A 21492-nucleotide genomic window follows, 5' to 3' on the forward strand; every position below is an offset into this window, starting at 1 on the left:
GTGGGGCTGCGACTCGACAGTATCAGTCGCTCAATATGAGTGCTGCCTGCAGTTGCCTCGCGCTTTGCTCCCACGTCAGCCAAGGCATGTCACTTGAGTCTGGATGCGTAGAGCTCTTGTATAACTCCAACCAGGCCGCGATTGCTACGCTTAGGTCAGTCGCGTCCAAGCCGCTGAAATAAAATGCGTGGGCACCCGCGATTTCCTTGAATACAGGCAGGTCACGAATAATCATTGGCAGATTATATTGAGCCGCTTCAATCAATGGCAGACCAAATCCTTCGCCCTCAGAGGCAGCAATCAGGCAAGTCGTCGCCGAATAGATTTTCTCGAGGTATTCATCACTGATGCCTTCCAGCCAGAAAAGTCTGTTGCCTTTTTCAGGGTGGTTTTCGAGACGCACAACAAGTTCGTCGACAAGCCAGCCTCTTTTGCCGACGATCACCAGGTTGATATCCTGGCCTTGCTCCCACAGCGTTTCAAAAGCAGCCAGCGTCTGTGCATGACCCTTGCGCGGCTCAATGGTGCTTACCATCAGAAAGCTCGGCTTTTGCGCCAGACGTGCCAGCAGGTCCCACGCATCATCAGGTAAACCTGCTGATGGCATGCTGTTGTCAATATCGGCGCCCAAGTGGAAGCTTTTGACATTCGGCTTGTTGCCGGCACATTTGTCTGTGTTGTCCGCGAGCCATTGCTTGAGTTCATCTGCAACGGCGCCTGATATGCAAATCAGGTTACTCGCGACCATACTGATTTTCTGCAGCCAGTCGTTGAACAACTCGGCGTTAGGTGCCACCCACCAGTCAGGGCGATGGAACAGCAGCAGGTCGTAGACGATGTAGCTGACTTGCACACCCATCTGACGCATCTGGCTGTGCAGCGGATAGAGCTGGCTGGCCAAATGCATGTTCAGGTCCAGAGACAGATAAATGTCATCCTGAGCGAAATCGATAATGGCGTCGGTCGTTTCCGGGAATTGCGCATAGATCCGCGAGGCGAAAGCATTGGCATAGTAATACTGGCCGTCCGCGTAATAGATCGGTCGAACATTCAAGCCTGCGGGCTGCTCGTTCAGAAACTCGTGAAGCAGGCTGCGCACAACGCGCTGAATACCTGACTTGGCATCACTGTGAACGATGCTGGATACATCCAGCAGCAACTGTCTCTGATCGGCGCCGACGAAATCGAAAGCAATACTTTTTGCGATCTGGAACAGTTCGATATCCGTAGGCGCGCTGTCCGATAGCGAAACCAGACGTTCCAGCAACTCGGCACCCGGATCAGGTTGATCAATGGTGTCGTCAACAATCGGGGAATGCCTGAGTTCAAGGGCAGCAATGGCCTTTTTGGCGGACTCGTCCCATGAGAACTTCGTACATTGCTCACTGGCATTGGCAAGCAATCTTCCCCGGAAGCCTTCGTCTTCCAGTCCTTCGATCATTTTCTCAGCGATGGACTTGACCGACAGCGGATCAAACAGCGCATCAGCAAAGCCGATGACTTCCGGAACGCTACTGCAGTTGGAACCAATAACAGCAGCACCGCATGCCATGGCTTCCAGTACCGGAAGACCGAAACCTTCGTGCGTGGACGGGAAGACAAACAGTTTGGCCAACGAATACAGGGCAATCAGATCAGCGTCATTGACGTAACCGGTAAGCACCAGCTCCGAAGATTTGACTCCGTATTGCTCTGCAAACGCGAGCAGCTCCATTCTCTGCTGGGCATGCAACTTACTGGCGATCACCAACTGATGACGGCTCTTCAGGGTTTGGGGCAACAAGCTATACGCTTCAAGCAACCGCGCGAAATTCTTACGAGGATCAAACCCGCCCGGTGCGTAGAGGATGAATTCGGACTTGATGCCTAGGCGCGCGAGCATCGCCGTGCTTTTGCTCAGGTTCACTTCATCTGGAATGAACTGGTCGCCAATGGCTGCTGAAATGTTGGCTATTTTCGCCCGATCAATGCTCAGGTGAGTAACCGCTTCCTGGCGCGAGGAGTCGGAAATGGCCAACAGCGTATCGGCCTTCTTCAGCCAGTCTATTTTACGGTGGTAGTAATCCTTCAGTTCCGCCGTAGGGAGATAGACATCCTCATTCATGAACGGAATCAGGTCATAAAGAATAACGGCAGTCTGATAGGTAGCGGGGATAGCCCCGACGGAAGTTACAGCGTTGGCCCAGTAACCTTCAAACAGGCTACTGACCAGCACTGCGTCTGGCTTGAGCGAGGCCAGGAAGGACTCTCGGACAACTTCGGATGCTCGCGCCACCCAGGGAGTGGGGTTGGCGTCACTGGGCACATCGAAGATACGAATTCGGCTTTCCGGGATAAGCCCGGAGAACGCTGCCCTGATGTCCGGAATGCTCTCGGACATGCAATTGTTGAGTGCCAGCCAGATTTCATGCTCTCCGGCATTGCGTGCCATGGCCTGGGCCAGGGAAAGAGAGTAACGGCCAATACCGCGAAAACGACTTTCAGACTGAGCGCCTTGTAGATCAATGACGATACGCATTAACGGTTTTCCTTGCGCTCAAAAGCCAGCTTCAAATCAGAATAAACACGCGCCACTCTTGGGCTTGCAGTTGGAAAACCATCGTCAGATGCTTCTGTTACCGCAGTAACAGGGCTCACCTCATGAGGCTGAGGCTGAATAATTCCGTGCCGCAAAGCAAATTGCCGGACGCTGTTGAACAGGCTCGGGTATGCACGTGCCTTGTTGGCAAGGCGCATCCGCAGCCCCGGCCTATTTAGAACGAACCTTAATGAACGAGCCAATACCGAGCGTGTTGCGCGCCTGGCTATATTGAAGGGCAACCTTGCTGCTGTGCCGGAAAGTTTGGCGGAAACACGCAGAGGGTGGGTGATGCGCCAAGACCTGCTGTGTTCGAGCTCGTTAATACGCGCTTCGTAAGCAGTTGCCTTGAGCCACCAGTGGTGTGCATTGATCAGCGAGTCGTTCAAGCGAACATGAAGATCATGCAGCTCCTGATGTTGGGCTTGTGCAGCAGAGACCTTATGCGCCGCAGCATCCTGCTGTAACTGCTCCACCTGAGCCTGAACATGCTGGAGCGCCGAAAGCGACTGACTCAGATGCTGCTCAGCCTCACGGGCACGCAGCAGAGCTACATCCTGATTCAGCTGGACATTATGAAACCGTGATTCGGCCAACTCCGCACGTAGCGTTGCCTCTCGTATCTGCGCTTCCAGACCGCCTACCCGAATTTCCAAATCATTATTTTCTTCCAGGGCACGGACGGCAAGCTCAAGATCCTGCCCCTTTTGCTGGACCTGACTCAGTTGCTCACGCAACTCGGCGTTGGCCACATGACTTTGCTCGACCCAACCTGCTATCTGAGCGTCATAACGTCTGGAGATTGACTCAAGCGACAGGCCGTATTCTCTATCAAAAACAGCATCGAACTTCTGCATCTGCTCAGGCGCTGCTTGTTTTTGCGCGACGATCGCGTAGTCAGGGCTGACACCGTGCAGCACGCTGAACAAGTCGACAGGACCACCTTCGGCCAGCGCGGACGATTCTTGCAGACGAAGGAGTTGCGAACGGCCAAACCGGGAGTATTCGGCCAGAAAGCTCAACAGCAAATGCGGTATCGGACAGTTATGCGTGGGGTCCAGATAAAACGTCTGCGTGCCGACCACCAGGTTTTCTGAGTTGGGCGTTTCGAGAATCAGCAGCCCGGCGGGCTTAAGCACCCGAAGCGCCTCGGCTACCAGTACTTTCAGGTAATCAAACGGAACATGCTCAGCGATATGAAAGCCTGATACTACGGTCAGGCTTTCATCCGGCAGGCTTTTCAGTTTTTCCAGCGCATCAATATTTTCAACAGGAAGCCCTGACGCCTTACAGGCCTCTAGCATGCCTGCATCCAGATCGATGCCAAGCGCCTGAAAGCCGTTCTGGATCAGAATTTCCAGCCACTCGCCGCGTCCGCACCCCATATCAAGAGCAGAACGCTCTGGATACATTTGCTTCAACGGCTCAAGGAATGGTATGTAAACCTGCTGGCGCTCATGAATCAGCTCACGCGAGCCACGATAACGATCTTCAAAGGCGCGGTAGAACGGAATACTCATCGGCTGCACTCCACGACAGGTGGCAACCAGGCCATTCCGACAAACTCACTTTGTGAAATATTGACGACGTTGAACACGAGCGTTAGATCCACCCATTCATAGTTGCGTGATAGATGACTGTCGGTTGTATGCAGTGCCACGGCAACCGAATACGAGCCAGGCCCGAGATTGGCCGTGAAGTTGAAAGAGTAATCCAGGGATTCGCCCGCCTGCAGATCACTGACTTTGCAGCCCATGTGATGGGTATTGGTCCCATAGACCGGCTGGCCCAGGCGATCCTTGATCAGATAACCCACAACCAGTTCGGGAATTGCACTGTTTACTTTGGCATTGATGCGCAAGGACACCGACTCGCCAACGGGAACATATTCAATACGCTCGCCAGCAGCGTTATGTAGAGTCACCGGGCCGATGGTAGCTTCGCCACTACCAGACCGCGTCTGTACCGAACCGTCTTCGAGTTCGCGAAGCTGAACCGTTGCGTTCTCTTTTTCAGCGATCAGGGCATTGTAGAAGTCCATGACCTCTTCAGGCTTGCCGTCTTTTATGACGGTGCCTTTTTCAAGCAGGATTGCCCGATTGCACAAGGCCTGGATCGAGCCGCGGTCGTGCGAAACAATGAGCAGAGTCGTGCCCTGCTGCTGAAACTCGCGAATGCGATCAAAGCTTTTATGCTGGAAGTAGCTGTCGCCGACCGACAGAGCTTCGTCGACAATCAGGATTTCGGGCCTGATCGCAGTGGCTACGGCAAACGCCACACGCATTTGCATGCCGCTGGAATAGGTGCGCACTGGCTCGTCGAAGTATGTGCCGATTTCGGCAAACGCTTCGATTTCCTTGATGACTTCGTCAATACGGTCAGCATTGAAGCCCATCAAGCCAGCAGCGTGATACACGTTCTGCCGACCTGTAAGGTCAGGCGTAAAGCCCATGCCCAGTTCAAGAATTGCAGCGATGCGCCCATTGACCTGAACATTGCCTTCAGTTGGTTGCAAGGTACCGGTGATCATCTTCAACAGCGTTGATTTGCCCGCGCCGTTCTGCCCGACGATGCCAATGGCCTCACCGGCATGAATCGAGAAATTGACGTGCTTGAGGACCCAGTGTTCTTCCTTGGGTTTGGTGCTTATTCCGAACCAGCGACCTATACGCTGAAACTCGGAGGCGTAAACACGATAGGCCTTGCCCAGATTCTTGACAGTCAACAGACTCATAGTACGTCCACCATTTCCGGTGCTGCACGGCGAAACATGAACAGCCCCAACAGCATCAGGCCAACGGCAACCGCAGCGGTTACAGCCATGCTTTGCAGATCAGGCGCTCGCGCGTAAACCAGAACATCGTGATAAGCACTGACGATCGGGAACATGGGATTGATGCCCATGACGCTTTTGAATTGCTCGGGAATGATGTTGAGCGGGTACACGATCGGGGTGAACCAGAACCAGACCTGCAAGAGAATTGGGATCACCTGGCCAACATCGCGCACAAATACGTTCAGGACGCCAAGGATCAGACCCAGGCCGACGGCCAGGGCAGTCACGACCAGGGTCAGCGGAATCAACCAGAGCATTTGCCAGTGCGGCCATTGCCCCAGTGCAGCAAAGACCAGCAGTATCGCAGCGAACAGCAGGACATAATTGAGCAGGCATGAACCCGCGACAATCACCGGCAATGTAATGCGCGGAAAGCGCATCTTCTTCATCAAGTTGCCTTGGTCTATGAACAGCGTCAGGCAACGACCGATGATTTCCGAAAAATAGCTCCAGGCCAGCATGCCCGCCATCAGGTAGACCGCGTACGCGTACTTGTTATCGATGCCGGGTAGTTTGGCTGCCAGAACGTTGGACAGAACCAGCGCGTAGATCGCAACCTGTGCCAGAGGGTTGATGATCATCCACAGCCCGCCCAGGCGGCTACGGGAGAATCGTGCGGAAAACTCGTTACGTATAGATGAAAAGACGAATCCCCGGTAACCCCAAAGGCTTCTGAACAGCTCCAACATTGATGACTCCTGAAAAGGGTGAAGTCGTGCTTACCCTGAGTGTTCCTGTTTCGTGCAGTTAACATGCAAGGTCCCGACGACAGTGCGCGGGGCGATGGTTTCACCTGACGACGAAACGCAAAAAAACAGAAAAAGGTTTCTGGGGGCGCACTATATCGCCTTCGCTGAAATAGTCACCGTTTAGTCTATAAATCGGCACCTTGCAGACGAATTATTCATGAATCATGTCGGCGAAAAATGATGAAATCCATCTGAAAATCAGGCAATTGGAGAACACCTGCGCATCCGCACCGTTATGAGTGGCGACGAACGGTCAGGTCAGGGTAATGCCCTTTGGCCACATTAATAATTACGGCAAGCGGTCGATAGCAGAGGGTTGCGGTGTTCAAATTGGCATAATATCTGCCAGACAACCGGGTGCAGCAGTCGTCTACACGCTTGCTAACCTGTATCATTAGCCGCCTCGAATACAGCACAAGCCCCCCGTGAACAATCTGGGGCACCCGATCTTTGATGGAGTTAAAAAATCTAGCATGAAAGCAATCATTACCGGCATTACTGGTCAAGACGGCGCTTACCTGGCTGAGCTGCTGCTCGAAAAAGGCTATACCGTTTACGGCACCTACCGCCGTACCAGCTCTGTCAATTTCTGGCGTATCGAAGAGCTCGGGATCCAGAACAACCCTAATCTGCATCTCGTCGAGTATGACCTGACTGACCTGTCTGCCAGCATTCGCTTGCTGCAAACCACTGGCGCTACCGAGGTCTACAACCTTGCGGCACAAAGCTTCGTGGGTGTGTCGTTCGAACAGCCGTTGACCACTGCCGAAATCACCGGCATTGGCGCGGTCAACCTGCTGGAAGCCATCCGTATCGTCAACACGAAGATCCGCTTCTACCAGGCCTCGACTTCCGAGATGTTCGGCAAGGTTCAGGCTATTCCGCAAGTAGAGAGCACACCTTTCTACCCACGCAGCCCGTACGGCGTGGCCAAGCTCTACGCTCACTGGATGACCATCAACTACCGCGAGTCGTACGACATCTTCGCCACCAGCGGCATTCTGTTCAACCACGAGTCGCCGTTGCGTGGCCGTGAGTTCGTAACCCGCAAAATCACCGATTCGGTTGCCAAGATCAAACTGGGCCTGATCGAGTCGTTCGAACTGGGCAACATGGACGCCAAGCGCGACTGGGGTTTTGCCAAGGAATACGTCGAAGGTATGTGGCGCATGCTGCAGGCTGATGAGCCGGACACCTTTGTCCTGGCCACCAACCGCACTGAAACCGTACGCGACTTCGTGAGCATGGCATTCAAGGCCACTGGCGTGACCATCAAGTGGGAAGGCGAAGCCGAGTCGGAAAAAGGCATTTGCGCAGACACTGGCAAGGTACTGGTTTCGGTCAATCCGAAGTTCTACCGCCCAACCGAAGTCGAGCTGCTGATCGGTAACCCTGCAAAAGCCAAGGAAGTCCTGGGCTGGGAACCGAAGACCAATCTGGAAGAGCTGTGCCGCATGATGGTCGAAGCGGATCTGCGTCGTAATGAAAAAGGCTTTTCGTTCTGATGAGTATTGCCGGCAAGCGCGCACTGATCACCGGAATCAACGGCTTTACAGGCCGTTTCATGGCGAACGAGCTTGCCGCCCAGGGCTGTGAAGTCCTGGGTGTCGGCAGTCAGCCTTCCGACAGCCCTGGCTACTATCAAGTGGATCTGGCAGACGTGGCCGGTCTTCGCACGCTGCTGGCAGACACTCAGCCGGATATCGTCGTGCATCTTGCGGCGCTGGCGTTCGTCGGGCATGGCGCAGCGGACGCGTTCTATCAGGTCAACCTGATAGGCACCCGCAACCTGCTTGAAGCGATTGATGCCTGCGGCAAGGTGCCTGACTGCGTGTTGCTGGCGAGCAGTGCCAATGTCTATGGCAATGCTTCATCCGGCATGCTGGATGAAACAACTCAGCCTGCACCGGCCAATGACTATGCCGTGAGCAAACTGGCGATGGAGTATATGGCCAGCCTTTGGCACGCCAAATTGCCCATCGTCATTGCCAGGCCGTTCAATTACACCGGCGTCGGGCAGGCAGAAAACTTTCTGCTGCCCAAGATCGTTTCGCACTTCACACGCAAGGCCAGTACTATCGAGCTGGGCAACCTTGATGTGTGGCGTGACTTCAGCGATGTACGTGCGGTTGTCAGTGCCTATCGCGGCCTGCTGGAAGCCCGCCCGCTGGGGCAGACGATCAACGTCAGTTCCGGTGTAACGCACTCGCTGCGTGAGGTGATCGACATGTGTAGGGAGATCACTGGTCAGGATATCGACGTTCAGGTAAACCCTGCGTTCGTCCGGGCCAATGAGGTCAAAACCCTGTGTGGGAACAACGCTCGCCTGCGCGCGTTGGTCCACGACTGGCAGACCCCGCCGCTTCGGGAAACACTGAGCTGGATGTTGACCTCCGCTTGATTGGTGGGCAGTTACAAAATAAGGCCTGTCTACCTGGTAGACAGGCCTTTCCTTTTTAAACACCCTTAAAGCCCGTGGTGAAAGACTCAGCACGCATGGCTGAATCAGGCAGACGATGATCAAGGTTCTTCACTTCTTCAAAACCTACTACCCGGACACTACCGGCGGGATAGAACAGGTCATTTTCCAGCTCGCACAAGGCTGCCGGGCTTTCGATGTGGAAAGTCAGGTGCTGACGCTAAGCCCGTCTCCCTCCCCCGCTCGCCTGCAGGTCGGCGACCATCAGGTCACGCGGGTAAAGGAGAACTTCAATCTGGCGTCTACCGGCTTTTCCGCCAGGGTCTTCAGCCAATTCAGGGAAATGGCCGCAGAGGCTGATCTGATTCACTTCCATTTTCCGTGGCCATTGATGGATCTGGTGCATTTCGCCACCAGCCATGGCCGACCGACAGTGCTCAGTTATCACTCGGACATCATCAAGCAGCGCACATTGCTGAAGCTGTACGGCCCGTTGATGAACCAGTTTCTCAAGCGCATGGACCGCATTTTGGTGGCCTCGCCCAATTACCTGCGGACCAGCGAAACCCTGAAGCCTTTCGCTGACAAGACTGTAGTGGTTCCTTACGGACTGGATCAGTCGGCGTATCCGCTGGTCCCGACTCAGAAACGAGCAGAATGGCAGCAGCGTGTGCCCGCCAGGTTCTTCCTGTTCGTCGGTGTGCTGCGTTATTACAAAGGCCTCCATACGCTGCTCAGTGCTCTGGAGGGCGTTGATTACCCGGTGGTTATTCTGGGTGGCGGGCCTCAGGAGGCAGAGCTCAAGGCGCAGGCCGAGAAGTTGCAGTTACGCAACGTGCTGTTTCTCGGCCGACTGGATGATGAAGACAAGGCGTGCCTGCTACAGATGTGTTACGCGCTGGTCTTCCCTTCCCATCTGCGCTCGGAAGCGTTCGGTATCTCGCTGCTTGAAGCATCGATGTACGGCAAGCCGATGATCTCCTGCGAGATTGGCACGGGTACTACCTACGTGAACATTGACGAAGAAACCGGGCTGGCAGTACCACCAGAAAATCCGCTGGCCTTGCGCGAAGCGATGCGTCGCTTGTGGGAAGCCCCGGACGAAGCTTCAGGTTTCGGGGAAAACGCTTTTGCACGGTTCCAGCAACTGTTCACTGCCGAGCGAATGTGCGCATCGACCGTACAGGTTTATCAAGACCTGCTGAAGTGAATGCCTCGCGCGCCATTCAATGAAAAGCCCCACCAGCGGGGCTTTTCATTGATAGCGTGAAGCATCACCATCACCCCAGCCGGAATCGCGCCGTATTGTCATTCAACGCCCGACTGCCCTGGCTCAGGGTATCCGCTGCCTGATTGACCGCTCGCGCACCTTCCAGCAAACGTCCGGCTGCCTGATCGACCTGCTGGATGTTGCTGCTGACCTCGTCGGCGGTCGATGCCTGTTCTTCCACGGCCGTCGATATTTGCGCCAGCGTATCGGTAACGCCCTGCACTGCCGTGGCGATTTCGCCCAGACGAACACCCAGGCCGGTTACCGACTGCGCATCGTTGACGGCTTGTCCGCAGGCAGCTTCCATCAGGTTCACAGCCTGAGTCACGGTGGAGCGCAAGCTGTCGACCGTCCCGGCGATCTGAGCGGTCGAGGCCTGCGTGCGTTGCGACAGACTGCGCACTTCATCGGCAACCACCGCGAACCCGCGCCCTTGCTCACCTGCCCGCGCCGCTTCGATCGCCGCGTTGAGCGCCAGCAGGTTGGTCTGCTCGGCGATACCGCGAATGGCGTCCACCACCGATTGAATCTGTTGGCCCTGCTCGCTGACCCGGCCCAGGGCGGCGGCGGTTTCGGTCAGACGCTGATTGAGCTGCTGGATGCTATCGGTGGTGCGCTGGCTGTCCTGGCTGCTTTGCTCGGCAATACGCCGGGTATGCCTTGCGCTTTCAGATGCCTGCTCACAGCTTCTGGCCACACCTTGAGAAGTAGCGGCCAGCTCAGTTGCTGCCGCAGCGATCTGGCTGATCTGCTGTTGCTGGTCTTCGACCTCGGTCAGCGTCCCGCTGGACTGAGCATTCAGCGTCAGCACTGCATCGCCGACACGCACGGTTTCTTGATTGACGCCCAGCAGACTGTTGCGCAGCTGCACAACCGCGACATTGAGCGCCCTGCTGATAGCGGCAAGCTCGTCACGCCCCTGCACGGCCACTTCGACACACAGATTGCCGTCACGCAGCGATTCAGCCAGCGTGGTAATGCCGCTGGCGCTGTTGCGAATCGAGGATTGCAGGCAGGCGAACAGATAGATGGCCATGATCACCAGAACACAGAAGATCACCGCCATCGGGATGAACTCCATATTGGAGGTTTCATGGTAGTAATCGAGACGGCCGTTGAGCGCATCAAGCGACTGCCTGCGCAGACCTGCCGTGCTGCCGGTCAAGGTGTCGATGCTCTTTTCAAACTCTTCCGGCTTGAGTTTGATACTACCGCCGAAAACCCCGTCATCAATGACCTTCAGTTCGGTTTCCAGCACTTGTTTGACCGCAGCGTACTTGTCGGCCCAAGGCTGCAACTGCTCGGGGAGCTTGGATAACAGCAGGCTGGCAGCCTTCTGCATCTGATCTTTGGAATCATCGATACGACCGCGCAGATCGCGCATCTGCAAGCGGCTCTGCAGGCTGAACTGACCCGAGGCCACCGACGTCTGCCCCACACTCGACAAGCGACCGATACGCTCGATCAGGTCCGGTACTTGCTGGGTGGAAAGCTGCATGAGCATGTAGGTTTCAAGCCAGGGGTCGAGAATCAACCCGCTGTCCATTGCGATTTGCTCGCGCAGCGCCTGAACCAGGTTCAACACCGTCGTGAAGCGCTCATAACCATCGGGCCACCAGCCCACTGTACGCAGTGACGCAGTGTCCAGACCAGTGACTGCCGCCTGAAGCGCCTTGAAACGGGTCATCGTGTCGGCGGGCGCATTTTCGCGCTTCAATGCGGCATCAACGCCTTCCAGGGCTTTGCTGATACGCGGGATGCCTGCATCGACGTTGGCCATCGCAGCTTTCGCGGCAGGGGTCGGCTCGCGCAGAATGTCGGCAGCCTTCCAGCGAGCGGCATGGTCGCGCTGGGCAGCCAGTTCAATATTCAGATCATCAAGTGCCAGCAACTGACGCACGCCCGATTGCTCTCCGGAAATGACATCGAGCTTGTTGCTGTACTCCTTGGTGATGACCCATGCGCTGCCCGCCAGCGGCAACATGAACAGCAGGAACAAGACCTGAAACTTGCGAGCGAAACCAAAATGTCCCATCAGGCGCATGCCTGGTGACAAAAGACTGTTCATGTCCTGCGACTCCCCGTGAACACCTGCCAGACCTGAGCAAACAGAGGCGATGCTTTTTTTAAAAAACGCTAACAGCAAAATGCCATGTTCTTGTTTCAATGGCGATACGTGTCGCCTCACATTGGTACGAAAAGCACGGCCGATGATGGGTTTTCGTACCATATAGCGCAGCAATTGACGTACCGCCGACACTGAAGCAAGAACCGGACCGTACACGAGGCTGGGAACGTTCTTTCAGGGCAGCACAATATTCATCCCGAACAGGGCACTGGAAACGTAAACTTCGGCAAACCGATTGACCCCGTCTTAGCGCTCCCCTCGTCAAGGAGGTCTTGCCATGACCACACCGCCCGCCTCACCGCGTATCGTCGCGCAACCGTCCAGGCCTCAACTGAGCGCCGGTCAGAAGAAATTCAACACGTTGATGGAAAAGCTCGAAACCAGGCGCAAACTTCTGCAGCAATGGCTCGTTATTTCAACAACCTGCGAAAAGCTCTGGGTCGAAGAGCTGGTCCCGATGCTCAGCGAGCAGGCCGAAAACGAAATTACCAAGCTGCGCCTGCTCGACGTGGCCTTCGATCAGTTCCGTCTGAGCAAGAAAGACAGAGCCACGTTGCTGGAAATCATCTGTGTCATGACGATGTCGCTCATGGGCGGCGAACACGATGAAGAACTGAAGCAGCTCTACCTCAAATACACCGGCAGCGATTACGACGAGGATGAGCGCCTGCAAAACCAGCTGTTCAAGTCCTCGCTGGAAGAAGAGCTGGGCGTGGAACTGGGAGACGATGTCGACCTGAACTCCATAGATGATGTGACCCAGCACATTGAAGAGAAACTGCGCGAGCAGGCCGAACAGGCGCAAAGCACCCAACAGCCGAAGAAGCCCACTGCCAGCGAAATTCGCCGTGAACAGGAAGAGGCGGAAGGCAGCCAGTCATTGCGCGAAATCTACCGCAAACTGGCCAGCGCCTTGCACCCGGACCGCGAGCAGGATGCCGATGAGCGCGAGCGGAAAACGGCGCTCATGCAACTGGTCAACGAAGCGTACGAAAATGACAACCTGCTGGCGCTGCTGCAAATGCAAATGGAGATCGAGCAGATCGACCAGACGCATATCGACAACATCACCGACAAACGCCTGAAGCACTTCAACCGTATCCTGAGCGAACAACTCAGAGAGCTGGAAGACGAAATCCACGACCGCAAAATGCTGATCCGGGAACAATTCCTGATGGACCCCTATGAGGACATCCGACCCAAGACGGTCAATGCAAAATGTGCGAAGCAGCTCAAGGCCATACGTGAACACCTCGACGACGCGCAGGATGAACTGGACGCACTGACTGACCCGAAAAGCCTTAAAGCCTGGCTCAGGGATCAGCGCGACATGGCAGAGATGTTGGAGCGGGCAGAAGAATTCGATGATCTGGAGTTGCTGGACACCCTGCTCCGGTAAAAGCCCGAAAAACCTGCCTTTCGCGAGGTCAGCCAGCTAACCGGTTGATCGCACGCAATTATTTTTCACAACAACGCTTGACACATATGCGTTCTCCGAGAATAATGCGCGCCACTTGGCTACATAGCTCAGTTGGTTAGAGCATAGCATTCATAATGCTGGGGTCCGGGGTTCAAGTCCCTGTGTAGCCACCAAGTACAGAATGACAGATTTCAGCTGAAGCCTGTCATTCAACAAGAAGCCCGCCTCGTGCGGGCTTTCTTGTTTCTGGCTTCCATCCGGGTCTACCCCCGACCATCGCTCCCGTGTATGCCCTCTCCAATGCTTCAATAAAAATTGACCCAGGAAGTGGGTAACAGGCTAACGACACGAGGCATATTCACCGACTGGACGTATACCGGAACGCCTACTCCAGAACCGCACTCACATCGCCTTCCAGCATGCTCGCCACCCTGATGGCAAGCGACTCCAGTGTGAAGGGCTTCGTCAGAAGCTGCATATAGGGGCCGAGAAAATCAGCCCTGGTCAACGCACCTTCCGCATACCCCGTGAGAAATAAAACCGGCAGACGCGGACTGAGTTGTTGGAGAATTTCGGCCAGTTGACGACCATTCATTCCTGGCAATCCGACATCCGTGAGCAGAAAGTCGATCTTTTCCAGGTCGTTAAAAACCCTCAAGGCCTCTTCACCGTCACGTGCGACGTGAACCCGGTATCCAAGCTCTTCGAGGACCTCCTGGTTGATCAAGCGCACAGAGTCGTCATCTTCGACCAGAAGAATAACCTGACCCTGACCCGTGCTGAATTCCGAGGACGTAAACGGTGGGTCCGATTCAACCTGCTTATATTTGGGCAAGCAGATTGAAACAGTCGTCCCGACTCCGGTTGTGCTTTCGATTGAAAGACGTCCATTGCTTTGATTGGCAAACCCGTAAACCATCGACAGTCCCAAGCCTGTGCCTTGACCAATAGGTTTGGTCGTGAAGAAGGGCTCGGTTACCTTGTCCAGCATATCCTTGGGGATGCCATGCCCTGTGTCGCGCACCTGCACACATACATGCCGCAAAGGCTCGTCCTGGGCTTCCTGCTCCACGCATGTAGCAATGGTTAAACCACCGCCATGCGGCATGGCGTCTCTTGCGTTGATCACCAAGTTGAGTACGGCGTTCTCCAATTGGTTGGCGTCTGCAAAAACCCAGGGATCTTCGGGGCTCAAATCGAACTTGATAATAATTTTTTCAGTAACGGTTTTCTGGAGCAGGTCGGCAAGAGCAGTGATGAGGTTATTGACCGATACTGCTTTTTCATCCAAAGACTGGCGTCGGGAGAATGCGAGCAATCTATCCGTGAGTGACGCGGCCCTTTGGGCTGAAATGAGTGCGGCGTCCATGAATCGCTCAACGCCTTCCAGTCGCCCACTGGCCATTCGGAGCTTGATCAGGTCGAGCGAGCCAATTACCCCGGTCAGCATGTTATTGAAGTCGTGGGCGATTCCGCCGGTCAATTGACCTACGGCTTCCATCTTCAAGGACTGTCGTAACTGCTCTTCGGCGCGGGCTCGCTCTTCACTCTCGGCCTTGAGCTGCTCAACAGCAGCGTTCAGCTCTTGCGTTCTGGCTTTGACTTGAATCTCTAGCTCTTCATTGAACCTGCGCAAATTCAGCTCAGCCTGTTTTTCATCGTTGATATCAACGATGACGGAGGCCGCACCAATTATGTGGTGTTTTTCGTCATACAGAGGTACAGCACTGACACGCATCCATGATTCCCGACCTGCATCCCGGCGATGATAAAAGTCCACGCCGGTTGCCGCATCGCCTCTCAGAGCTCTGGCACCAGGGAACATGTCGGGCTCCAGGCGCTGACCTTGCGCATCGAGCCCTACCCACCTTGCAGCGCCATCTGTCTGTCTGGAAGGAATCACATTCTCCGGCACATATTGGCGATACAAAGGATTGCTCACCAGGGAGGTCCCTTGTGTGTCCATGAAGCAGACTCCAACCGGAATATTTTCGAGCAGGATCTGCAACCGGGTTCTTTCTTCAGCCAATTGAGTGAGACTTTGCCGCATCTCGAACTGACGCTCACGGGCTCGCCAGGCCGCGGCGATCGCGCTCAATAACGAGGACGAGCTGAGAGGGCGCTCCAGGACGATCACATGTCCTGCCGATTTTGGCAGCCTGCGCCTGGCCATCTCGGTGTCTCGCCCAGAACGACCTTTATTCGACGCGAGCAAGATGACGGGGATCTCCGACCAGCCCGGTTGCCGGTCCAAAGCGTTTCCGAAACTCAGCACATCCCCCGAAAGGCTCTCCTCCGTGAGTATCACCAGACCAGTGCTTTCACCCAGAGCGATTGAAAGCGAGGCCAGGTCGTGGTGAGCTTGAACGGGGTAAATATCGCCAAGCAGTTTACCGAGGCTTATTGCATCTCCCTTGAAGGGAGCCACAATCATCAGGGTTTTGCGTTCAGAGAATTGCTCAGTCGCCACGCTTGCGCTCTTCCATCAGCGGAAGGTTGGCACCGAAGTACTCTGGAGTACCCGTCAACACGCCGCGGAAATCGACTAATGGCGCACCGACGCGAATACCCCTGGAATCAATCCGGAGTTCGCGAATCGCGTCCTCATGGGCTCCGGTGCGATGTTTCAGAACAGAGATGGCCTTGCGCAAACGCCCTTGCGCCTCGAAGAAGCGAATGAGGATGACAGAGTCCGCGACATAGGAAATATTCAGGTTGGTTGACATCGACCCTACCAGACCATGCTGAGGATTGATCAAGAACGTAACGACGCCCAGTTGGCTCAGGTATGAAAGCAACTCGTGCATCTGCAAGATCAATTGCTGTTCCTGTGGCATCGCCGCCATATAGCCGTTAAGGCTATCGACAACGATCATGGTACTACCGCGCTCTTCGACCTCTGTGCGAACCCGCCACGCAAATTCCCCGGGAGAAATCTCGGCAGGATCGATTTGCTGGATGATCAACTGACCGCTCGATACGTGGCGACTTAACTCCATGCCCATGCTGTCTGCCCGGGAGATCAAAGTAGCAATGCGCTCATCGAATTCGTAGATGGTGCATTTTTCACCTCGTGCGCAGGCTGCCGCCAGATAGGCAAGGGTAACGGTGGTCTTTCCAGAGCCAGCAGGCCCTGTGACCAAGGTACTGGTTCCCCTGAGCGGGCCACCGACCAACAAGTCGTCCAGCTCCTTGACACCGCTAGGCACAGGCTCCGCTTTGAATGGGACATGGTGAGTGGCCGCAATCAACCTCGGATACACCTCCAATCCGCCCCTGCGAATAGTGAAGTCGTGAAAGCCTGCGACAAAGTCAACGCCTCGTAACTTTTGCACCTGAAGTCGCCTGCGGGCGGCACCGAAATCCAGTGTCAGCCTCTCAAGCGTGATCACACCGTGGCATAAGCTATGCAGATGGTTATCGCGTTCCCCCGTGGAAGCCGTGAGATCGTCCACAAGCAGGACCGTGATATCCCGACCTGCAAAATATTGCTTGAGCGCCAACACCTGGCGACGATAACGCAGAGGATCCTGAGCCAGAAGCCGCATCTCGGAGAGGCTGTCGAAGACTAGCCGTCTGGGCTGAAGTTTATCGACTCGCTGCTGAATAAGCTTGATGGTATCGCCCAGCTCCGCCTCCCACGGATGCAGTATAGACTGCTCGTACTCATCGCCCAGTACTTCCTCTGTTGAGGAAAACTCGAACAAATCAATGCCGTCCAATGACCAGCCATGTGAGTGAGCGACGCTTTCAAGCTCTTCGCTGGTTTCTGAAAGCGTGATGTACAACACGGACTCACCGGCCTTCACCCCATCGAGCAAGAACTGGAGACCCAGCGTTGTCTTGCCTGCTCCAGGCGTACCCTCGAGTAAATAAAGCCTGTTGTTCGGCAGACCACCCTTAAGGATCGAGTCAAATCCGGCATTGCCCGTCGAGACAATCGGACGAGGTAGAGTCATTTTAGCCTCAAGGGAAAATGTGAGAGCACGTGTAAGTGTAAGGCCCATCAGTATGGGGCCACCTTGAAAGCTGCGCCATTGGCAGATGAGCCGTTTCCAAAATAAATCAAACTTTGAAGGAGGGCTATTTCGTCGATTGAAACCAATAGCATTGCCGAGGATGCAATGAAGCTACAGTCCGAATGTTTATGCGGACTGACGGTGCTTAAACTTCTTGGCTTGCGAAGCTGAATCACAGCCCTCAACGTCGTCTGTCTGGTCTATGCTGGAAATTGATGGTTCATGAAGGGCCAGCATTTTTCACAAGGAGCAAAGCATGCGCAAACTCGTACTCTCAATGACTGCCGCTCTCTTCCTCGCTGGCGCTGTGGCGCCCGCGGCCTTTGCAGAGAGTGAGTTGGAAAAGGGCGTCCGACACGATAACCGTGAGCTGGATAAGGGTGTTGATCATGACGCCAAAGAAGTGGACAAGGGCGTCAAGCATGATGCTGACGAGGTCGACAAAGGTGCAAAGCACGATGACAAGGAACGTCACAAGGCTGACAAGCATGTCGATAAAGAGGTTAAAAAAGATCTGTGAAAAAAAGCCTGCCATCGAGCAGGCTTTTATAGTCGGACCCCGTATAAAGGGTCCGACCTCTGTTACTGGATGTACGGTCAGATCTTGAAACTGTCGACCAGTTGCTTCAAACGACCGGCTTGTTGCGAAAGCGCGGCACAATCCTTGAGGGTTTCATTAAGGTTGGCCACACCTTGCTGATTAAGTGTGTTGATCTGGTTGATATCGATATTGAGTGTTTCCACAACCGCGGTCTGCTCTTCCGTGGCAGCGGCAACCGACTGGTTCATGCCATCGATATCACCAATGCGGCGCGTTACATCGCGCAGACGACTGCCCGCCTGATTGGCAACTTCGACACTTTCCTGACTCGACACCTGGCTTTCATTCATGTTGAGCACGGCATGCTGAGACCCGGTTTGCAGCCCGCCGATCATCTTGTGAATTTCATCAGCCGATGTCTGCGTGCGATGAGCAAGGTTGCGCACCTCGTCGGCAACCACGGCAAAACCACGTCCGGCTTCACCTGCACGGGCCGCTTCGATGGCAGCGTTGAGCGCCAGCAGGTTGGTTTGCTGCGAGATGCCTTTGATCACGTCCAGAATGTGGCCGATGTTGTCGGTACTGGCGTTAAGCTGCTCGATCTGCGTGCACGAGTCGCTGATTTTGGCGGACAACGTACTCATGGCGTGGATGGTTTTTTCGACCACCACCTGACCGTCTTCAGCCTGGGTGCGGGCCTCACTGGCCTGAATCGAAGCGTCCGAGGCGTTGCGGGCAATCTCCTGAGTGGCCGCGCCCAGTTCGTTGATCGCAGCGGCAACGCTGTTGGTACGGGCGCTCTGCTCGTCAAAGCCGACGATTGAAGAGTTGGAGGAATTGACCACTCGCTGCGACAGGTCATGCACCTGCAGTGTTGCGGAGGAGACCTCAGCGATGGACGCGTGCACGCGCTCCACGAACTGATTGAACGAGCCACCCAGCTCGGCAAACTCGTCCTTGCCCTGAATGCTTAGACGACGGGTCAGATCACCCTCGCCTTGGGCGATGTCCTGCATCGCACGACCCATGTCGGTCAGCGGCCGCATCAGCGCACGGATCAGCAGGCTCAACAGCAAGGCAATCACGGCCACCGCAATCAGTACGGCGACCATCGCCGAGCTGCGGAACTGGCTCAACGGTGCATAAGCCTTGTCCTTGTCGATCGACAGACCAATGTACCAGTCGGCCGAAGGCAGCCCGGTGATCGGGGTAAACGACAGCAACCTCTGCTGACCATTGAGCGTGACCTCACGCAGGCGCGCATCCAGACTGAGGGGCTGGCCCGGGTAGACGTCCTTGAGGTTTTTCATCACCTGTTCCTTGTCCGGGCTGACAATGATCTGCCCGTCCCCACTGACCAGAAAGGCGTAACCGAGCCCGCCGAACTCCACCGAGTTGATGATCTTGACCAGCGTGTCCAGGCTCAGGTCACCGCCAGCCACGCCAGTTATCTGGCCTGCAGTCTTGACCGGGCTGGCGATAGTCACCACCAGGCCGCCCACGGAAGCCAGATAAGGCGGGCTGAGAATGGTTTTGCCGGCGTCGACGGTGGACTTGTACCAGGGCCGCTGACGTGGATCGTAGCCAGCCGGCATATCGACATTGGGCCGCTGGGTGAACACACCTTTGCTGTCACCGACGTAGGTGAACTGAAAGGTCGACACCAGCGAAGACTGCGACACCAGTCCGCTCAGGTCGGAATTGACCCCTTGGAAGGCTACGTTCTGGGTGAGGTTTTCCAGCACCAGAATGCGTCCGCTCAGCCAGTTCTGCACGCTGCTGGCCGTCAACTGACCCGCCTGGCCCACCGAGGACTCAAGGTTCTGATTGATGGTGGTGCGTTGCAGGTAGTCGTTGTAAAGGGTGAACAAGGCAAAGGCCAACACCACAACACCGGCCGCAGCCAGAAGAATTTTATGACGAAACTTCAAATTCATGACAAGGCATCTCAACGTGACCGGAAGAAGGCTCAGATGCCAGAACAACTTGTGACGTAAAAATGTCACGCACTGCAAAAGCAATGAACCTGAAGCGGGTAAGGTTTCCACTGTCGCGAGCATAGACAATATTTTGCCGCACCCTATGAGAGGCGGCGCTCTATTTCAGTCTTTTCAGCGATTCTTTATAGCGGTGCATTGCCGTGAACGATAGGGCCTGAAAAAGTATTTCAAGCGTTTTGAAACTTTTTCTTTTTTTTATTTCAGCTTGGCCACCACCTGCCGATAGTGTCTGTATACCACCCCCTTCCCCCCTGACCTGTATGCCATGCCTTTCAGGGGCTCTACTGCTTTTAAATGGCTGTTGTTGGAGAATTCAATGAGTAGCTGGTTTGCAAACATCAGCGTCAATATGAAGCTGGCCCTCGGTTTCGGTCTAGTACTTGTTTTTACTGCGATTCTTGCGCTGACTGGCTGGACCAGCATGAGCGGACTGATCAATCGCAGCAACTGGATGAGTGACATTACTTCGCTCAACTCCCAGTTGACCAAACTGCGTGTGACCCGTCTGCAATACATGGTCGCTGACGGCGACGAGAAAGTCGCAGAGACCGTTCAGGTCTCGCTGGACGGCTTCAAGAACTATCAGCAAAAGCTGCTGACCTCGTTCAAAAGTCCCGAAAACGTGAAAATGCTCGAGCAACTGGGAGTGGTGATCGCTGACTACCAGAAATCGCTGAACAACATGCGCGGCGGTTACAAGGCCAGCATTGTGGCGCGTGATGAGCTGAGCACGAATGCCGGCAAAAGCATTGATGTGTTTGAGCTGCTTCAGGCTGAAGTGAAAAAAATGGACCCTGCCGATGCCAATCGGTTCGAGCAATACCAGATCGTCACCGATGCAAAGGAAAACCTCAGGCTCGCGCGTTATGAGGTGCGTGGCTACACCACCAACCCTACGGCAGAAACTGAACAGACCGCCGTTGCAAGGCTGGATTCTGCCATCAAGGATCTGGACACGCTGAAAACGACGTTCAGCGGCACCCAGGCTGATCAGCTCAAGCAGCTGGAAACCTCGTTGGCCGCGTACCGCAAAGCCCTGCAGAGCTTCAAGGCCGCAACTGCCGACATCGCTCAGGCTCGTAAGGAGATGACCGTACAGGGCCAGGATATCGTCAAGATCAGCGAAGCCATGTACCAACTGCAACTGGATCGCCGCGATCAGGAAAGCGCACAGGCTCGCACTACGCAGATCACCTGTACGCTGCTGGCAATTATTCTGGGCATGATTGCAGCGGTGATCATCACCCGGCAGATTACCCGTCCATTGCAGGAAACTCTGGCAGTGGTCGACCGTATTGCATCAGGTGACCTGACCCAGACCCTGGCAGTCACTCGTCGTGACGAGCTGGGCGTTCTGCAGCAAGGCATTCAACGCATGGGCAGCACCTTGCGCGAGCTGATTGGCGGTATCCGCGACAGCGTTGTGCAGATTGCCAGTGCCGCCGAAGAGCTGTCAGCGGTTACCGAGCAGACCAGCGCCGGCGTCAACAGCCAGAAAGTCGAAACCGACCAGGTGGCCACCGCCATGCATG

At 55.2% G+C, this 21492-nt stretch carries 13 protein-coding genes, 1 tRNA gene and 2 pseudogenes; 7 read left to right on the plus strand and 9 right to left on the minus strand.

The window, feature by feature from the left end; all coding sequences use genetic code 11:
• Positions 1–22: 22 nt before the first annotated feature.
• Genes RYB66_RS02310 through RYB66_RS02325 form a run of 4 tightly spaced genes read right to left on the minus strand, consistent with a single transcriptional unit; the run spans position 23 to position 6103 of the window.
• Entirely contained in the window at positions 23–2518 is a 2496-nt protein-coding gene (locus RYB66_RS02310) for a glycosyltransferase family 1 protein (RefSeq protein ID WP_316893651.1), read from the minus strand.
• Complete coding sequence (locus RYB66_RS02315) at positions 2518–4098, minus strand: class I SAM-dependent methyltransferase (protein WP_316893654.1); 1581 nt, start codon at positions 4096–4098, stop codon at positions 2518–2520. The genes RYB66_RS02310 and RYB66_RS02315 overlap by 1 nt, the downstream gene beginning before the upstream one ends.
• Entirely contained in the window at positions 4095–5312 is a 1218-nt protein-coding gene (locus RYB66_RS02320) for an ABC transporter ATP-binding protein (protein WP_004660889.1), read from the minus strand. Before RYB66_RS02320 ends, RYB66_RS02315 begins: the two co-directional genes overlap by 4 nt.
• Positions 5309–6103: an ABC transporter permease gene (locus RYB66_RS02325; protein WP_004663883.1), complete on the minus strand. Its 795-nt coding sequence runs from the start codon at positions 6101–6103 to the stop codon at positions 5309–5311. Before RYB66_RS02325 ends, RYB66_RS02320 begins: the two co-directional genes overlap by 4 nt.
• A 533-nt stretch (positions 6104–6636) precedes the next feature.
• Between RYB66_RS02325 and gmd the strand changes: the two genes are divergently transcribed.
• From gmd to RYB66_RS02340, 3 genes are all read left to right on the plus strand, one after another.
• Positions 6637–7668: a GDP-mannose 4,6-dehydratase gene (gene gmd / locus RYB66_RS02330; RefSeq protein ID WP_003414986.1), complete on the plus strand. Its 1032-nt coding sequence runs from the start codon at positions 6637–6639 to the stop codon at positions 7666–7668.
• Positions 7668–8564, plus strand: coding sequence for a GDP-mannose 4,6-dehydratase (locus tag RYB66_RS02335; protein WP_122351144.1), 897 nt, complete (start codon positions 7668–7670; stop codon positions 8562–8564). The genes gmd and RYB66_RS02335 overlap by 1 nt, the downstream gene beginning before the upstream one ends.
• Before the next feature lie 115 nt (positions 8565–8679).
• Positions 8680–9792, plus strand: coding sequence for a glycosyltransferase family 4 protein (locus tag RYB66_RS02340; RefSeq protein WP_081023440.1), 1113 nt, complete (start codon positions 8680–8682; stop codon positions 9790–9792).
• A 70-nt stretch (positions 9793–9862) separates the two neighbouring features.
• Here the strand turns inward: RYB66_RS02340 and RYB66_RS02345 are convergent, their stop codons facing one another.
• Positions 9863–12082, minus strand: coding sequence for a methyl-accepting chemotaxis protein (locus RYB66_RS02345; RefSeq protein ID WP_410478397.1), 2220 nt, complete (start codon positions 12080–12082; stop codon positions 9863–9865).
• Positions 12083–12257: 175 nt separating this feature from the next.
• Between RYB66_RS02345 and RYB66_RS02350 the strand changes: the two genes are divergently transcribed.
• Positions 12258–13379 carry a J domain-containing protein gene (locus RYB66_RS02350; protein WP_316893662.1) on the plus strand — a complete coding sequence of 374 codons (1122 nt, stop codon included), beginning with the start codon at positions 12258–12260 and terminating at the stop codon, positions 13377–13379.
• Between the two features lie 117 nt (positions 13380–13496).
• A tRNA-Met gene (locus RYB66_RS02355) sits at positions 13497–13573 on the plus strand.
• 212 nt (positions 13574–13785) lie between these two features.
• Here RYB66_RS02355 and RYB66_RS02360 read toward each other — a convergent pair.
• Both RYB66_RS02360 and RYB66_RS02365 read right to left on the minus strand, forming a co-directional pair.
• Positions 13786–15870 (minus strand): ATP-binding protein, encoded by a 2085-nt coding sequence (locus RYB66_RS02360; RefSeq protein WP_005747063.1) that lies wholly within the window; start codon positions 15868–15870, stop codon positions 13786–13788.
• A complete protein-coding gene (locus RYB66_RS02365; protein WP_081004101.1) occupies positions 15860–17407 on the minus strand; it encodes an ATPase domain-containing protein in 1548 nt (515 codons plus the stop codon). Before RYB66_RS02365 ends, RYB66_RS02360 begins: the two co-directional genes overlap by 11 nt.
• A gap of 268 nt (positions 17408–17675) precedes the next feature.
• On the opposite strand from RYB66_RS02365, the gene RYB66_RS02370 reads away from it, so the two are divergent.
• Positions 17676–17939, plus strand: a complete 264-nt coding sequence (locus tag RYB66_RS02370) for a hypothetical protein (RefSeq protein ID WP_005747060.1) — start codon at positions 17676–17678, stop codon at positions 17937–17939.
• Between the two features lie 77 nt (positions 17940–18016).
• Here the strand turns inward: RYB66_RS02370 and RYB66_RS26480 are convergent, their stop codons facing one another.
• Both RYB66_RS26480 and RYB66_RS26485 read right to left on the minus strand, forming a co-directional pair.
• Positions 18017–18877, minus strand: a complete 861-nt coding sequence (locus RYB66_RS26480; protein ID WP_369812069.1) for a methyl-accepting chemotaxis protein — start codon at positions 18875–18877, stop codon at positions 18017–18019.
• Between the two features lie 45 nt (positions 18878–18922).
• Positions 18923–20020 (minus strand): annotated as a pseudogene (locus RYB66_RS26485) (cache domain-containing protein); the annotation flags it as partial.
• 391 nt (positions 20021–20411) lie between these two features.
• Here RYB66_RS26485 and RYB66_RS26490 point away from each other — a divergent pair.
• Positions 20412–21296, plus strand: a pseudogene (locus RYB66_RS26490) (methyl-accepting chemotaxis protein); the annotation flags it as partial.
• Between the last annotated feature and the right edge of the window lie 196 nt (positions 21297–21492).

Source organism: Pseudomonas syringae group sp. 243L2 (assembly GCF_032587875.1).
Lineage (GTDB): Bacteria > Pseudomonadota > Gammaproteobacteria > Pseudomonadales > Pseudomonadaceae > Aquipseudomonas > Aquipseudomonas amygdali.

Excerpts from the sequence above, each read along its gene's own strand:
- RYB66_RS02310 (WP_316893651.1), bottom strand. The coding sequence starts at position 2,518 with ATGCGTATCGTCATTGATCTACAAGGCGCTCAGTCTGAAAGTCGTTTT.
- RYB66_RS02315 (WP_316893654.1), bottom strand. The coding sequence starts at position 4,098 with ATGAGTATTCCGTTCTACCGCGCCTTTGAAGATCGTTATCGTGGCTCG.
- RYB66_RS02320 (WP_004660889.1), bottom strand. The coding sequence starts at position 5,312 with ATGAGTCTGTTGACTGTCAAGAATCTGGGCAAGGCCTATCGTGTTTAC.
- RYB66_RS02325 (WP_004663883.1), bottom strand. The coding sequence starts at position 6,103 with ATGTTGGAGCTGTTCAGAAGCCTTTGGGGTTACCGGGGATTCGTCTTT.
- gmd (WP_003414986.1), top strand. The coding sequence starts at position 6,637 with ATGAAAGCAATCATTACCGGCATTACTGGTCAAGACGGCGCTTACCTG.
- RYB66_RS02335 (WP_122351144.1), top strand. The coding sequence starts at position 7,668 with ATGAGTATTGCCGGCAAGCGCGCACTGATCACCGGAATCAACGGCTTT.
- RYB66_RS02340 (WP_081023440.1), top strand. The coding sequence starts at position 8,680 with ATGATCAAGGTTCTTCACTTCTTCAAAACCTACTACCCGGACACTACC.
- RYB66_RS02345 (WP_410478397.1), bottom strand. The coding sequence starts at position 12,082 with ATGGTACGAAAACCCATCATCGGCCGTGCTTTTCGTACCAATGTGAGG.
- RYB66_RS02350 (WP_316893662.1), top strand. The coding sequence starts at position 12,258 with ATGACCACACCGCCCGCCTCACCGCGTATCGTCGCGCAACCGTCCAGG.
- RYB66_RS02365 (WP_081004101.1), bottom strand. The coding sequence starts at position 17,407 with ATGGGCCTTACACTTACACGTGCTCTCACATTTTCCCTTGAGGCTAAA.
- RYB66_RS02370 (WP_005747060.1), top strand. The coding sequence starts at position 17,676 with ATGCGCAAACTCGTACTCTCAATGACTGCCGCTCTCTTCCTCGCTGGC.